Source organism: Nitratireductor arenosus (genome assembly GCF_009742725.1).
In the GTDB taxonomy this organism is placed as follows: Bacteria; Pseudomonadota; Alphaproteobacteria; order Rhizobiales; family Rhizobiaceae; genus Mangrovimarina; species Mangrovimarina arenosa.
Map to the genome: position 1 here is coordinate 579,122 of NZ_WPHG01000001.1, position 13,806 is coordinate 592,927.

General features: G+C 65.8%; 11 protein-coding genes. 3 read left to right on the forward strand and 8 right to left on the reverse strand.

The annotated features are described in order from the left end of the window. Position 1: 1 nt before the first annotated feature. Together GN330_RS02795 and xylF are read right to left on the reverse strand one after the other, a co-directional pair. Complete coding sequence (locus GN330_RS02795) at positions 2-1,312, reverse strand: sugar ABC transporter permease (protein ID WP_156711146.1); 1,311 nt, start codon at positions 1,310-1,312, stop codon at positions 2-4. 167 nt (positions 1,313-1,479) lie between these two features. Continuing rightward, entirely contained in the window at positions 1,480-2,520 is a 1,041-nt protein-coding gene (gene xylF / locus GN330_RS02800; RefSeq protein ID WP_156711147.1) for a D-xylose ABC transporter substrate-binding protein, read from the reverse strand. Positions 2,521-2,723: 203 nt separating this feature from the next. Between xylF and GN330_RS02805 the strand changes: the two genes are divergently transcribed. From GN330_RS02805 to GN330_RS02815, 3 genes are read left to right on the forward strand one after another with little or no spacing between them, the layout of a single operon-like run. Further along, on the forward strand, positions 2,724-3,971 hold the full coding sequence (locus GN330_RS02805; protein ID WP_156711148.1) for an ROK family transcriptional regulator: 1,248 nt from the start codon (positions 2,724-2,726) through the stop codon (positions 3,969-3,971). Next, the gene (locus tag GN330_RS02810) at positions 3,968-5,407 is read left to right on the forward strand and encodes a cytochrome c family protein (RefSeq protein WP_156711149.1); all 1,440 of its coding nucleotides are present in this window, start codon (positions 3,968-3,970) and stop codon (positions 5,405-5,407) included. The genes GN330_RS02805 and GN330_RS02810 overlap by 4 nt, the downstream gene beginning before the upstream one ends. Beyond that, entirely contained in the window at positions 5,404-7,110 is a 1,707-nt protein-coding gene (locus tag GN330_RS02815; protein WP_156711150.1) for an FG-GAP repeat domain-containing protein, read from the forward strand. The genes GN330_RS02810 and GN330_RS02815 overlap by 4 nt, the downstream gene beginning before the upstream one ends. An 18-nt stretch (positions 7,111-7,128) precedes the next feature. Here GN330_RS02815 and phoB read toward each other — a convergent pair whose 3' ends face one another. From phoB to GN330_RS02845, 6 genes are all read right to left on the reverse strand, one after another. Continuing rightward, positions 7,129-7,818: a phosphate regulon transcriptional regulator PhoB gene (gene phoB / locus GN330_RS02820; RefSeq protein ID WP_156711151.1), complete on the reverse strand. Its 690-nt coding sequence runs from the start codon at positions 7,816-7,818 to the stop codon at positions 7,129-7,131. An 18-nt stretch (positions 7,819-7,836) separates the two neighbouring features. Beyond that, positions 7,837-8,550, reverse strand: a complete 714-nt coding sequence (gene phoU / locus GN330_RS02825; protein WP_156711152.1) for a phosphate signaling complex protein PhoU — start codon at positions 8,548-8,550, stop codon at positions 7,837-7,839. A 40-nt stretch (positions 8,551-8,590) separates the two neighbouring features. Next, entirely contained in the window at positions 8,591-9,406 is an 816-nt protein-coding gene (gene pstB, locus GN330_RS02830; RefSeq protein WP_156711153.1) for a phosphate ABC transporter ATP-binding protein PstB, read from the reverse strand. 13 nt (positions 9,407-9,419) lie between these two features. Further along, positions 9,420-11,024: a phosphate ABC transporter permease PstA gene (gene pstA / locus GN330_RS02835; RefSeq protein WP_246188474.1), complete on the reverse strand. Its 1,605-nt coding sequence runs from the start codon at positions 11,022-11,024 to the stop codon at positions 9,420-9,422. Further along, positions 11,017-12,405: a phosphate ABC transporter permease subunit PstC gene (gene pstC / locus GN330_RS02840; protein WP_156711154.1), complete on the reverse strand. Its 1,389-nt coding sequence runs from the start codon at positions 12,403-12,405 to the stop codon at positions 11,017-11,019. Before pstC ends, pstA begins: the two co-directional genes overlap by 8 nt. A 115-nt stretch (positions 12,406-12,520) precedes the next feature. Further along, positions 12,521-13,525, reverse strand: a complete 1,005-nt coding sequence (locus GN330_RS02845) for a substrate-binding domain-containing protein (RefSeq protein ID WP_156711155.1) — start codon at positions 13,523-13,525, stop codon at positions 12,521-12,523. Positions 13,526-13,806: the final 281 nt, after the last annotated feature.

Sequence of the window (13,806 nt, forward strand, 5' to 3'; positions counted from 1 at the left end):
CCTACTGAACCCGGCGGCGATAGATCGTGTCGACCCACACCGCGACGACCAGCACGAGCCCGACCACGATGTTCTGCAGTGGGGTGTCGACGCCGAGCAGCACCATGCCGGACTGGAGCGACTGCATCAAAACCGCGCCGAGCATGGCGCCGGCCACCGTGCCGGCCCCACCGGCGAGCGACGTGCCGCCGATCACCGCCGCCGCGATCACCAGGAGTTCGTCGAGCGTGCCCTGGGCGTTGGTCGCGGCGTTGAGGCGTGCGGTCGAGATAGCCGAGCCGACCGCGGCCAGAGCGCCCATCAGGATGAAGATCTTCATCACAACCCAGCGCGTATTGATGCCCGCCAGTTCCGCCGCCTCGGGATTGCCGCCAATGGCGAAGACATAGCGGCCGAAGCGGGTTCGCGTCGCGATGAAGGTCATAGCCAGTCCGGCGCCGAGCGCGATCAGCACCGGTATGGCGATACCGTGGGCGATGAAGACGTCCTCGGGAACCGGCAGACCCAGCCCCTCGAAATGGCGGCGCACGATACCGATCGGCCACGGGTAGGAATTGACGATCCAGACCGCGCCGAGGATCAGCGCCGAGGCGACGACACCGAGGAAAATCTCGGCCCAGACCGGACGCAGCGGAAACGCGAAACGTTTGCGCTGGATACGGCCGTTGACCAGCACAAGCATCACGGCGACACAGCCAACTATGCCGATGATCCAGCTCCAGGTCGCCCCGATCGAACCGGCCGGACCGCCGCCCATCAGCCGGAACGTGGCGTCCATCGGCGCGACGGTGCGTCCGCTCGTGACCCACCAGGCCGCGCCGCGCCAGACAAGCAGACCGCCGAGCGTGACGATGAAGGCCGGAACCCCCAGATAGGCGATGACGTAGCCCTGCAGGCCGCCGATCATCGCGCCGACGCCGATACCGACGACGAGCGCGATCACCCAGATCCAGGGATTGCCGAAATCGAGGCTTTGCGGCAGCAGCTCCGCCTGTACGACGCCCATCACCATGCCGACGAATCCAAGGATCGAACCGACCGACAGGTCGATATTGCGGGTGACGATCACCAGCACCATCCCGGTCGCCATCACCGCGATCGACGACGATTGGACCGACAGGTTCCAAAGATTGCGCGGCGTCAGGAACAGGCCGCCCGACAGGAGATGAAAGCCGGCCCAGATCAGCACCAGCGCGCCGATCATGCCGAGCATGCGCGTATCGAGTTCGGTCGCCTTCAAAAAGCTCGCCACCGGACCGGCCGCGGTCGTGCGTGCCCGATCGGCCGGTACCGCCGAAGTCGCTTCCGACATCGTTTCCTCCCCCCTTTGTCCTCGGGGCCGTCACCGTCTGCGCGGTGCTATGTTCTGGAGACTAAAGCAAAGCCGGGTCGGATTGAACCATTCCGTCCGGTCCGGTCGTGCCTTGGAGCACGCGCCGCGATGTGCGTCATACCGCGGCGCGCGGGTAAGCAGCCGTGTCAGCCGCAAACCTCGGCCTGACCGGCGGGAACGCCTTGACAGACCACATCTTTTTCCACCCAACCCGCGTCGATGACGAGATTGAGCGTGTCCGTGGTGATCGGAATCGGCGCCAGGAAGACGGCGTTCATCTCGACGCCGTTCGGTCCGCCGGACCATTTTTGCGCGTCGGGGATGTCCGCCATCGCGGTGCCTTCGGCCATCATCGAGGCGATTTCGGCTGCGGCCTTGCCGAGCTCGCGCGCGTCTTTCCACACCGAGACGGTTTGCGTGCCCAGGGCCACGCGGTTCAGGGCGGCATGGTCGCCGTCCTGACCGGACACCGGCACCGAGCCGGCCAAACCCTGCGCGTCGAGCGCCGCGACGACGCCACCGGCCGTCCCGTCGTTGGAAGCCACCACCGCGTCGACCGCGTTGTCGTTGGCGGTCAGGATCTGCTCCATGTTCTTCTGCGCGTTGGCCGGCAGCCAGCCGTCGGTATAGGCTTCGCCGACATTCTTGATCTTGCCGGCGTCGATCGCCTCCTTCAGCACTTCCATCTGGCCGGAGAACAGGAAATCCGCGTTCGGGTCCGACGAAGAGCCCTTGATGAAGGCGTAGTTGCCTTCGGGCTTCACCTTGAAGACCTCTCGGGCCTGCATGCGACCGACTTCCTTATTGTCGAAGGTCAGATAGAAGGCTTCCGGATTTTCGATCAGGCGGTCGTAGCCCACAACCGGGATGCCTTCCGCGACCGCCTTTTCGACCGCCGGGCCGATGGCGGAGGCGTCCTGCGCCAGGATGATCAGTGCATTGGCGCCTTGCGCGATTAGCGCTTCGACGTCGGTCAGCTGTTTGGCGGCGGACGATTGCGCATCGGCCGAGATATAGGTGTCGCCGGCCGCCTCGATCGCCGCCTTCATGGCCGCTTCGTCGGTTTTCCAGCGTTCTTCCTGAAAATTCGACCAGGACACGCCGATGGTCTTGTCCTTGGCGAAGGCGGCGCCGGAAATCGGCAGGGCGAATACGGCGCAGCTCAGCGCCAGAGCCAGTCTGTTCATGTTTTCCTCCCGGTACATCGTGCACTCAATGGCCGGAGCGGTGCGAGCGGACCGGCCGCCGCCTCTATTAATTCGAGGCTCGAAAAAAATAGTGACTCACCCGGAAAGCTGTGTCAAGATGATTTTCGGGCGCCCTAACGTGTTGCAATGCAACATACAATTCCTGCAAAGCTGCCGGGACGCTCTAGGGAGGAAGACGCCGCATGACGGCGATCGCACGTTCGGACGATGTACGCCGGCAGAACCGGCGCCTGGTGCTTTCGGTGCTCCGGCGCAGCGAGAAACTCTCGCGCACCGAGATCACGGCCCGCACCGGCCTGAGCCCTTCCACCGTCTCCGCCATCACCTCCGACCTCCTGTCGGACGGCATCCTGCGCGAACTCCGCGACGGCGACGCGACGGCGACGCGACGCGGCCGGCCCCAAGTCGCGCTCGGCCTCAACCCCGATGCGGCGGCGGTGATTGCCGTCGTGTTGTCGCTCAACGCGCTGTCGGCCGCCCTGATCGATTACGCGGGCGATGTCATTGTCAGCGAACAGTCCCGCCTCGACACGCTGGCCATGTCGGGTGACGAGATCGCAGCCAGCGTCCGTGCCATGGTCGGCACCTTGGTCGACGAGGCCACCTATCGCGACATGCGCGTGCCGCGGATCGCGGTCGCCTTCCAAGGTATCACCGATGCCGGCGCGCGCACGCTGTTATGGTCGCCGATCACGCGCGAGATCGACATTCCGCTCGGTGACGCGCTCGAAGGCGCCTTCGGCATTCCCGTTACCGTGGAAAACGACTGCAACATGATCGCCGTTGCGCTCAAGGCGAAGGACCCCGGGCATTACGGCGAAAACTTCATCGCCGTCCTGCTGTCGCACGGCCTCGGCATGGGGATGATGGTGCGCGGCGAACTATTCACCGGCACCAAATCCTCCGGCGGCGAGTTCGGCCACATGAACCACGTTCCCGATGGAGCGCTGTGCCGCTGCGGACGGCGCGGCTGCATTGAGGCCTATGCGGGCAATTATGCGATCTGGCGCGCGGCGCGCAATCTGGGCGATGACACGCCGCCCGCCGCCGATATCGCCGACGCCGACATGGCCGCGCTGGCGGCCGCGGCGCGCGCCGCCGACGGGCCGGAACGCCGGGCCTTCCATGCGGCCGGCCGGGCGATCGGCTTCGGCCTCGGCAGCCTGTTTGCCATCCTCGACCCGGCGCCGGTGGCGATCGTCGGCCAGGGCGCCCTCGCCTTCGACCTGATCGAGGGACCGTTGCTGGAGGCGCTGGCAAAAACCGCCGGCGGCCAGCACCATCCCATCCCAAGCTTCCACACCGACCCTGACGAGATGCCGCTGATCCGCGCCGGCTGCGCCATGCGCGCACTGACCTTCGTCGATCGGGAAATCTTCGCACGCGGCGCTGTCTCGCCCGTGGCCGGTTCGGGTCGGGCGGTCGCATGAAACGCCACGCTATCAATATCCTCGCCGCTGCCGTGGTCGCCGGCTTTCTTGCCGTACGCCCGGCGGCCGGCGCGGAGCCCTGGGCCGAACGCGTCGTCACCCGTCACGTCGATCAGTCGCGGCTCGGCGGGCGACTCGACCGCGACGCGCTCGCCGAATTGCGCGCGGCGGGCGAGCACCTGTTCACCGGCCGTTTCACCGCGCTTGACGGCGTCGGCCGGCCACTCGCCACCCAGGCCATCATCCCCACCAAACGCAAGCGGCCGCCCGAAACCGCGTTCAGCCGGACGTCGGGCATGGATTCCAACGCCTGCTCGTCCTGCCACAACCAGCCGCTTGCCGGCGGCGCCGGCGATTTCGTCGCCAATGTATTCGTCTCGGAAGGTTTCGAGAGTTTCGACTTCGATTCCACCGATCCGCAATTCTCCAACGAACGCGGCACCAACCATTTGTTCGGCGCCGGGCTGATCGAGCTTCTGGGGCGCGAGATCACCGCCGAGCTGAAGACGATCCGCAAGGCCGCGCTGGCCGAGGCGCGGGCAACCGGCGCGCCGGCGACCCGCGCGCTTGCCGCCAAGGGCATCGATTACGGCACGATCACCGCCCATCCAGACGGCGTGCTCGACATGGCGGGCATCACCGGCGTCGACGCGGATCTGACGGTCAGGCCGTTCAGCCAGAAGGGCGTCATGACGTCGCTGCGCCAATTCACCGTCAACGCGCTCAACCACCATCACGGCATGCAGCCGCAAGAGCGTTTCGGCGCACGCTGGACCGGCGAGCGCGACCATGACGGCGACGGCCATGACGACGAGATCAGCGCCGGCGACGTGTCGGCGCTCGTCGCCTGGCAGGCCGGCCTGCCGGCACCGGTGCGCGCCGTGCCCGACGAGGCCGCATGGCGCGCGGCCGCCGCCCGCGGAGAGACGACTTTCGCCGCCATCGGCTGCGAGACCTGCCACAAGCCGTTCCTGCCGCTGGCCTCGCTCGAATTCGCCGATCCCGGCCCCCACGACATGGCCGGCACGCTGCGCGCGGGCGATGTCGAGAAAGGCGCGATCTACGACCTTGCCCTGCTCGAATGGACCAAACGCCTGCCGCGCAACGCCAAGGGCGAGGTCATGGTCCCGCTGTTCGGGGACCTGAAGCGCCACCGGATCGCCGACCGCCAGGTCGCCGTGCTCGGCAACGAGCTGCTCGCCCAGCGTTTCGTGGAACGCAACGTCTTCATGACGGCCGAGCTGTGGGGCGTCGGCTCGACCGATCCTTACGGCCATCGCAACGACCTGCCTTCGCTCGACAGCGTGATCCGCGCCCATGGCGGCGACGCACGCCGGGCGCGCGACAATTACCTCGCGCTAGCCGAAACCGAGCGCAGCGCCCTGATCGCCTTTCTGAAGACCCTGGTGATCGAGCCGGAGCGGGTAACGCCATGACCGCCTGCTCGCGCGCCCTCCCGCGTCTTGCGTGCTGGATCGCGGCCGCCGCGACGCTTTTGTCGACGCCGCTCGCCGCCGATGAAGCGCTGCCCGATCCGTCGGGCGACGTGCCGGTGATGGAGGAGCAGGCGCGCGCGGCGGGGCTCGTCCACGCCTATCGCGGCCCGTGGGAATTCTTCGTCGGCGGCGGCGCGGCTGCCCTCGACTGCGACGGCGATCGCCTGCCCGATTTGTTCGTGGCCGGCGGGCGCGAGCCGGCCCGGCTCTACCGCAACCGCAGCACGGCCGGCGGCGCGCTACGTTTCGACGAGGTCCCGCTCGGCCTCGACCCGGACGATCTCGACAAGGTGCTCGGCGCCTATCCGCTCGATGTCGACGACGACGGCCACCAAGATCTCGTCTTACTGCGGCTCGGCGAGAACCTGATCCTGAAGGGCGGACCGGACTGCGCTTTCGAAAAGGCCAATCGCGCCTTCGCCTTCGATGGGGGGCGCGCCTGGACGACGGCCTTCGCGGCAAGCTGGGAGGCCGGCCGGCGCTTTCCCACGCTCGCCTTCGGCAATTATGTCGACCGCAACGCGCCCGGCTCGCCCTGGGGCACCTGCCACGACAACCGGCTCTACCGGCCCGGCGCCGGCCCCCGGCCAGACTATGCCGCCGCCAGCGCGCTCAGGCCGGGCTATTGCGCGCTGTCGATGCTGTTCACCGACTGGAACCGCTCGGGAACGCCGGCGCTGCGCATCACCAATGACCGGCATTATTATCGCGGCGGCCAGGAACAGCTCTGGCGCGTCGAGCCCGGCCGGCCGCCGCGTGCCTATCGCAAGTCCGAAGGCTGGCAGCACCTGACGATCTGGGGCATGGGCATCGCCGAGGGCGACCTCGACGGCGACGGCTTTCCCGAATACGCGCTGACCTCGATGGGCGACACCAAGCTGCAAAAACTCTCCGAAGAGGCCGCCGAGGACGAGCCCGCCTATGTCGACATCGCCTTCGAAAAGGGCGCGACCGCGCACCGCCCCTACGCCAGCGACGACCTGAAACCGTCGACCGGCTGGCATTCCGAGTTCGCCGACCTCAACAATGACGGCCTGCTCGATCTCTTTATCGCCAAGGGCAATGTCGAGCGCATGCCCGATTTCGCCGCGGTCGATCCCGACAATCTGCTGCTCGGTCAATGGGACGGCACCTTCGTGGAGGCCGGTCACCTTGCCGGCATCGACCGGCCGACCAAGGGGCGCGGCGCGATCGTGACCGACTTTAACGCGGACGGCATGCTGGACTTGGCCGTCGTCAACCGCGAGCAGAACCTGTCGCTGTTTCGCAATCGCGGCGCCAGGACGGCGTTCGGCACAAGGCCGATGGGCAATTTCCTGGCCGTGGAGCTCAGCCAGCCGGCACCCAACCGCCACGCTGTTGGCGCGCTCATTTCGGTCAAGGCCGGCAACAATACCTATAACCGCACGGTACAAGTCGGCGGCGGCCACGCCTCCGGCCATGCCGGTTTCGTCCATGTCGGGCTGGGCACCGCCGAACGCGCCCAGGTGCGCATCAAGTGGCCGGACGGCGAATGGAGCGCGCCCTACCGGGTGTTCGCCAACAATTTTGTGCTGATTGCGCGCGAAACCGACGCGGCGCGCTACTGGTATCCGCCCGAGACACCGGACCCCGACAGCTGGAAAGCCAGCGGCGCACAATAACGCCGCGATCCATCGGTTCTAACCGTCCTTGATCGCGTAACCCGCCCCGCGAATGGTGCGGATGACATCGGGCAGCCGGCCGACATTGACCGCCTTGCGCAACCGACCGACATGCACGTCGACGGTGCGTTCGTCGATATAGATCGTCTCGCCCCACACATTGTCGAGCAACTGGCTGCGCGAGAACACGCGGCCGGGATGCTGCATCAAGAATTCCAGCAGCCGGAACTCCGTCGGGCCGAGACGGATCTCGCTCTTGCCGCGATAGACGCGGTGCGCCTCACGGTCGAGCATGATGTCGCCGACCTTCAAGACGCTCGACAGCACTTCGGGCTTGGCGCGTCGCAGCAACGCGCGCACGCGCGCGATGAACTCCGGCGTCGAGAACGGCTTGACGAGATAGTCGTCGGCGCCGGTCGACAGGCCGCGCACGCGGTCGCTTTCCTCGCCCCGCGCCGTCAGCATGATCACCGGCAGGCGCTCGGTCTCGGGCCGCATGCGCAGCCGCCGGCACAGTTCGATGCCCGATACCGCCGGGACCATCCAGTCGAGCACCAGAAGATCGGGCACGCTTTCCTGCAGGCGCAGTTCCGCCTCGTCGCCGCGGGTGATCACCTCGACCTGATAGCCCTCCGCCTCAAGATTGTATTTGAGCAGCACGCATAGCGGCTCCTCGTCCTCTACGACCATGATCTTCGCAGCGTTCATCGCCAAGTCAGCACCCCGTCAGGATTCGGAAGCCGCGCCCGAAACGGCTGTTTCGTCGAGCTTCGGCCGGTTGATGGGGAGTTGTTCGCCGGTCATCACATAATAGGCGTTCTCGGCGATATTGGTCGCATGATCGCCGATGCGCTCGAGGTTCTTGGCACAGAACAAAAGATGCGTGCAGGCGGTGATGTTGCGCGGGTCTTCCATCATATAGGTCAGCAATTCGCGGAAGATGGCGGTGTATTTGATGTCGATCTTCTCGTCCCCGGCCCTGAGATCCTTGAGCGCCGCGGCGTCGCGCGCGACATAGCGGTCGACGATGCCCGAAGTCTGGGCATGCACCATCTCCGCCATCGATTCGATCGACTGCGACAGGCTTTTCGGCGTGGTCGTCTGGCCGACAGCCCCGACACGCTTGGCAATGTTCTTGGCAAGATCGCCGATCCGTTCCAGGTCGCCCGCCATGCGGATCGCGCCGATCACTGCGCGCAGATCCTGCGCCATCGGCTGGCGCCGGGCGATCAGCGTGATCGCCCGCTCATCGAGCTCGCGCTGTTTGGCGTCCATGATCGTATCGTCGGACACGACCCGCTGCGCCAGCGGATTGTCCGACGACAACAGCGCCCGCGTGGCGTCGGCGACCATCGTCCCGGCCAGGTCGCCCATCTCGCGGATCAGACGGTCGACGCCCTCCAACTCCTCGCCGAAAGAAGTGACAATATGTTCGCCCATCGGTTCATCCTTGCATTCAAAAAAACGCGCAAGCGCCGGGTCAGCCGAACCGGCCGGTGATGTAGTCCTGGGTGCGCTTGTCGTCGGGGTTGGTGAACATCTTGTCGGTGGCCCCTTCCTCGACCAGATAGCCGAGATGGAACATCGCCGTGCGCTGCGAGACGCGGGCGGCCTGCTGCATGGAATGGGTCACGATCACGATCGTGTAGTTCTGCCTGAGTTCGTCGATCAGCTCCTCGACCTTGGCCGTGGCGATCGGATCGAGCGCCGAACACGGTTCGTCCATCAGGATAACCTCGGGCGACACGGCGATGGCGCGGGCGATGCACAGGCGCTGCTGCTGGCCGCCGGAAAGCCCGGTGCCCGGTTCTTGCAGCCTGTCCTTGACCTCGTCCCAGAGCGCAGCCTTGCGCAGGCTCGATTCCACCACCTGGTCGAGCTCCGCCTTGTTCCTGGTCAGGCCGTGAATGCGCGGGCCGTAGGCGACGTTTTCGTAGATCGACTTGGGAAACGGGTTCGGTTTCTGAAACACCATGCCGACGCGGGCGCGCAGTTCGACGACGTCGATTCTGGGGTCGTAGATGTCCTCGCCGTCGAGCGTAATATCGCCGCCGACGCGGCAGATCGCGATCGTGTCGTTCATGCGGTTGAGACAGCGCAGAAAGGTGGACTTGCCGCAGCCGGACGGGCCGATCAGCGCCGTCACCTGCTTTTCGGGAACGTCGAGATCGACCCCGAACAACGCCTGCTTGTCGCCGTAGTGAACGGTCACGCCCTTGCCGCGCATCTTGATGGCCGCGATGTCCGCCTGGTCGGCGATTTGCTGTTCAACACCGGCTTCGGTCAGCATGTTCATCGTCCTCACTCCGTTACCACCGCCGCTCGAAGCGCTTGCGCAGCACGACGGCGATGGCGTTCATGATCACAAGAAATCCGAGCAGGATCAAAATCGCGGCGGACGTCTTTTGCTGAAAGGCGGGTTCCGGAAAATCGGCCCACATGAAAATCTGCACCGGCAGTACGGTCGCCGCGTCGGTGAACCCGCCGGGTATGTCGACGATGAAGGCGACCATGCCGATCATCAGGAGCGGCGCCGTTTCGCCCAGCGCCTGGGCCATGCCGATGATCGTCCCGGTCATGATGCCGGGCATGGCCAGCGGCAAGACGTGATGAAAGACGGTCTGGACTTTGGAGGCCCCGATCCCTAGCGCCGCCTCGCGGATCGACGGCGGCACCGCCCTTAGCGCCGCGCGCGCGGCGATGATGATCGTGGGCAGCGTCATCAGGGCAAGCACCATGCCGCCGACAAGCGGGGCCGATCGCGGCAGGCTGAACCAGTTGAGAAACACCGCCAGACCGAGCAGGCCGAAGACGATCGACGGGACCGCGGCAAGGTTGTTGATATTGACCTCGATGAGATTGGTAAGCCGGTTCCTGGTCGCGAATTCCTCAAGATAGATCGCCGCGGCAACCCCGATCGGAAAGGACAGCGCCAAGGTGACGACCATCGTCAGTGCCGAGCCGACCACCGCGCCCCAGATGCCGGCGAGTTCCGGTTCGCGACTGGCGCCGGTGAAGAAAAACAGCGTATTCCAGCGGTTCTCGATCTTTCCCGCGCCGGCAAGCCGGTCGAGCCAGACGATTTCGCGGTCCGTGATCTTGCGATCGGCCTCCGCCGTCTCGATGGTGCGGAGCGTGGCGTCGGCCGGCGTCTCCACACTGCGCTCCAACAGCTCCAGCACCGTACCTTTGCCGACGGCGCCACCCGCCTCCCTCGACGACAACTCGGTGATCTTGACCGTGCCGCCGGCGATCCTGAGCAGGAAGGATTGCGATCCGCTGGTCAGGCGCAGACCGCCGCCCTCGCCTTCCACCGCACCCGCGCCGCGCGCCATTGCCATGATGGCGTCGTCGGCAAAGCCGAGCGCGACCTCGTCGCCCGCCCCCGAAACCCTTACATCTGCGATCCGCTGCGACGGCCCGGATTTCGCCAGCAGGCCTTTCAGATAAAGATCGGCAAAATCGTCGAGCGGCACGGCGATCCGGTGCGTCCCCCCGAGCATGGCCGGGTCCGCCTCGATCTCCTCGCGCAGCACCACGCCCGCCCCCGTCGAGACGAGCCCGCGCAGAAGCCGCCGCTCCTGCCGGCCGGAGACCTGCGGGAATTCGTTGCCCAGCCCGTCATGAACAAGGCCGAGAAAGTTTGCCGCGCGCGGGTCCGCCGGGTCGATCTTGTCCGCCGACAGATCGACCTCCAGCATGACGTAGTGCTGCTGGAAGGCCGGCAGCGCCTTGGTGACGATGGTCGAAAGCAGCAAAAGCAGGAAAAAGCCCGCCAGCGCCACCGCGCCAGCGCCCAACCACTTGAAACGCGCCTCGGCAGCGTAGCGCGCGCGCAGGCGCATCTTCGCGGCATCGCCGGTATGGAGGCCGTCGGGCGAGGCAGGCCCGGTCGATAGGGTGGTATCAGTCATATTGCTCACGATATTTCTGGACCACGCGCAGCGCGATCACATTGAGAGCCAGCGTGATGACGAACAAGAGCAGGCCGAGCGCGAACGCCGCGCGCGTCTTGGCGCTGTCGAATTCCTGGTCGCCGACCAGCAGCGTCACGATCTGAACCGTCACGGTCGTCACCGCCTCGAGCGGATTGAAGGTGAGATTTGCCGCCAGCCCCGCCGCCATCACCACGATCATGGTTTCGCCGACCGCCCGGCTGACGGCCAAAAGCAGCGCCGACACGATGCCCGGCAGTGCCGCCGGCAGCACCACGCGCCGGATCGTCTCCGAGCGCGTCGCACCCAGCCCGGCCGAGCCGTCGCGCAAGGATTGCGGCACCGCGTTGATGACGTCATCCGACAGCGACGACACGAACGGGATGATCATGATGCCCATGACCACGCCGGCGGCGAGCGCGGATTCGGAGGCGACGTCAAGGCCTATGCTCTCGCCGACGCCACGGAAGAAAGGAGCGACCGTCAGCGCGGCGAAGAAGCCGTAGACGACGGTGGGAATGCCGGCCAGGATCTCCAGTACAGGCTTCGCCACCGCCCGCACGCGCTGGGTGGCGTAGTCGGACAGGTAGATCGCCGCCATCAGCCCGACCGGCGCGGCGATCAGCATGGCGATGAAGGTGATCAGCAACGTGCCCGCCAGCAGCGGCACGGCGCCGAAGATTTCGGTGTTGACGTCGCCCACCTCGCCGCCGGCGCCGGTAAAGGCGCTCTGCGGGGACCAGTGCAGGCCGAACAGGAAATTGAAGATCGGAATTTCCGAAAAAAACAGGATCGATTCGAAGATCAACGACAGCACGATCCCGATCGTCGTCAGGATGGCGATCATCGAGCACAGAATGAGAAACCACTTCACCACCCGTTCGACGACGTGGCGGGCGCGATAGGCCGGCGCGATCCGCGAATAGCCGAAAAGGCTGCCGCCGGCCGCCAGGATCAGCGCCAGGGCGGTGATGAGCCCGATGCTGGTCTGGTGGAGTGAGCGAAAGACCACGGCCGCGGCTTCCTTGGTTTCGTCGGGAAACGAAACGATGCCGCCAAACGCGATCGCCCGCGCATCGCGCAGGAAAGCCTGGAGCTGGGGTACGCCGAATTCGGCCAGCTCCGCAGCGAAGCGTGCCTGCACGATGGAATCTTCGATGCCCGGCGTAGCGATGCGCCAGATCAGCACAGCCAGCAGCGCCGGTCCGGCGGCGATCATGGCCAGAAACAGCCCGTGCTGGCCGGGAAGGGAATGAAGTCGCGACACCTCGCCACCGACGGATGCGACAGCCCGCGAGCGGCCGACGAAATAGGCCGCGACAGCGAGGGCAACCATCAACAGGACGAGATAATTAACCATCGGCGACGACCCACCCCAAACAGTGTCTCGAAGTCCCAGGCGCTCTCACGCACCGGTCTTGCGGGTTTCGTATGGCGCGGCCGGCCGATGACCGCCCGCGCCATACCGAATGATGTCAGGAACCCATGCCCTTAAGCGCCTTGGCTTCGTCGGCCTGTGTGGCACGGTCGGCCTCCGGCAGCGGAATCAGACCCTTGTCGGCGAGATAGCCCTCGGGGCCCCAGGCCGCCTCGGAGGTGTATTCGGCGATGAACTCTTCCATGCCAGGAATGACGCCGACATGTTCCTTCTTGGCGTAGATGAACAACGAGCGCGACACGCCATAGTCGCCCGACGCGATATTTTCGAAGGTCGGCTCGACGCCCTCGACCGTCGCGCCCTGCAGCTTGTCGGCGTTCTGGTCCAGGAAGGAGAAACCGAAAACGCCGAACGCCTTCGGGTTGGCTTCCAGCTTCTGCACGATCAGATTGTCGTTCTCGCCGGCTTCCACATAGACGCCGTCCTCGCGGATTTCCGCGCAGGCCTTCTCATTGGCCGCCTCGACCGCTTCCTGGCAGGCCTCTTCCATCACCAGTTCGACGAACGCGTCGCGCGTGCCGGATGTGGGTGGCGGGCCCAGCACTTCGATCTTGTCGGCCGGCAGCGCCGAATCGATGTCGGCCCACGTCATATAGGGATTGGCAACGACCTTGCCGTCGACCTCGACATTCTTGGCCAGAGCCTTGAAAATCTGTTCCTTGGTCAGTTCCACCGTCGTGCCGGCCTTGGAATTGGCGAGCACTATCCCGTCGAAACCGACCTTGATCTGCACCGGTGTTACGCCGGCTTCCTTGCAGCTCGCAAGTTCCTTGTCCTTGATGGCGCGCGAGGCGTTGGTGAAGTCAGGCGTGCCTTCGCCGACGCCGGCGCAAAACAGCTTCATGCCGCCGCCGGTGCCGGTCGATTCCACGACCGGCGTCTTGAACGCGCCGCTCTGGCCGAGCTTTTCGGCAACGGCCGTGGTGAACGGAAATACCGTCGACGAGCCAACGATCTGGATCTGGTCGCGCGCGGCCGCCACACCGGCGGAGGCGGCAACGGCGAGGGCCGCTGCCGACGCCGTGAGGAGAACTTTCTTCATGAGGCCTACTCCTGTTCGGAATTCTCTTCGCCGCACCCGAGCGGCGACGGGGTCCGAGTAGCCGGCCTGTGTTACAGTTCGATGACGGTTTTGTGTCGCGCCGATTACGTCGTCAGCAGGCGCCGCGCGGCCGCAACGCCGGCGAGGCGGCGACGTTGCCGATGATCCGCCTATATCAGGGGCTTGGATTCGCGCATCATTCCCGCCCGCACCGGAGGGAGCCGGCGCGGCTGCGGGAGAATTTTGTGAGGCGTCCCGGTTTTCAGACTTCGAAATAAAAA

What these genes read in the sequence shown, in the direction of transcription:
- GN330_RS02815 (WP_156711150.1), top strand. Translation starts at nt 5,404, where the DNA reads ATGACCGCCTGCTCGCGCGCCCTCCCGCGTCTTGCGTGCTGGATCGCG.
- GN330_RS02845 (WP_156711155.1), bottom strand. Translation starts at nt 13,525, where the DNA reads ATGAAGAAAGTTCTCCTCACGGCGTCGGCAGCGGCCCTCGCCGTTGCC.
- pstC (WP_156711154.1), bottom strand. Translation starts at nt 12,405, where the DNA reads ATGGTTAATTATCTCGTCCTGTTGATGGTTGCCCTCGCTGTCGCGGCC.
- pstB (WP_156711153.1), bottom strand. Translation starts at nt 9,406, where the DNA reads ATGAACATGCTGACCGAAGCCGGTGTTGAACAGCAAATCGCCGACCAG.
- phoB (WP_156711151.1), bottom strand. Translation starts at nt 7,818, where the DNA reads ATGAACGCTGCGAAGATCATGGTCGTAGAGGACGAGGAGCCGCTATGC.
- GN330_RS02795 (WP_156711146.1), bottom strand. Translation starts at nt 1,312, where the DNA reads ATGTCGGAAGCGACTTCGGCGGTACCGGCCGATCGGGCACGCACGACC.
- pstA (WP_246188474.1), bottom strand. Translation starts at nt 11,024, where the DNA reads ATGACTGATACCACCCTATCGACCGGGCCTGCCTCGCCCGACGGCCTC.
- phoU (WP_156711152.1), bottom strand. Translation starts at nt 8,550, where the DNA reads ATGGGCGAACATATTGTCACTTCTTTCGGCGAGGAGTTGGAGGGCGTC.
- GN330_RS02810 (WP_156711149.1), top strand. Translation starts at nt 3,968, where the DNA reads ATGAAACGCCACGCTATCAATATCCTCGCCGCTGCCGTGGTCGCCGGC.
- xylF (WP_156711147.1), bottom strand. Translation starts at nt 2,520, where the DNA reads ATGAACAGACTGGCTCTGGCGCTGAGCTGCGCCGTATTCGCCCTGCCG.
- GN330_RS02805 (WP_156711148.1), top strand. Translation starts at nt 2,724, where the DNA reads ATGACGGCGATCGCACGTTCGGACGATGTACGCCGGCAGAACCGGCGC.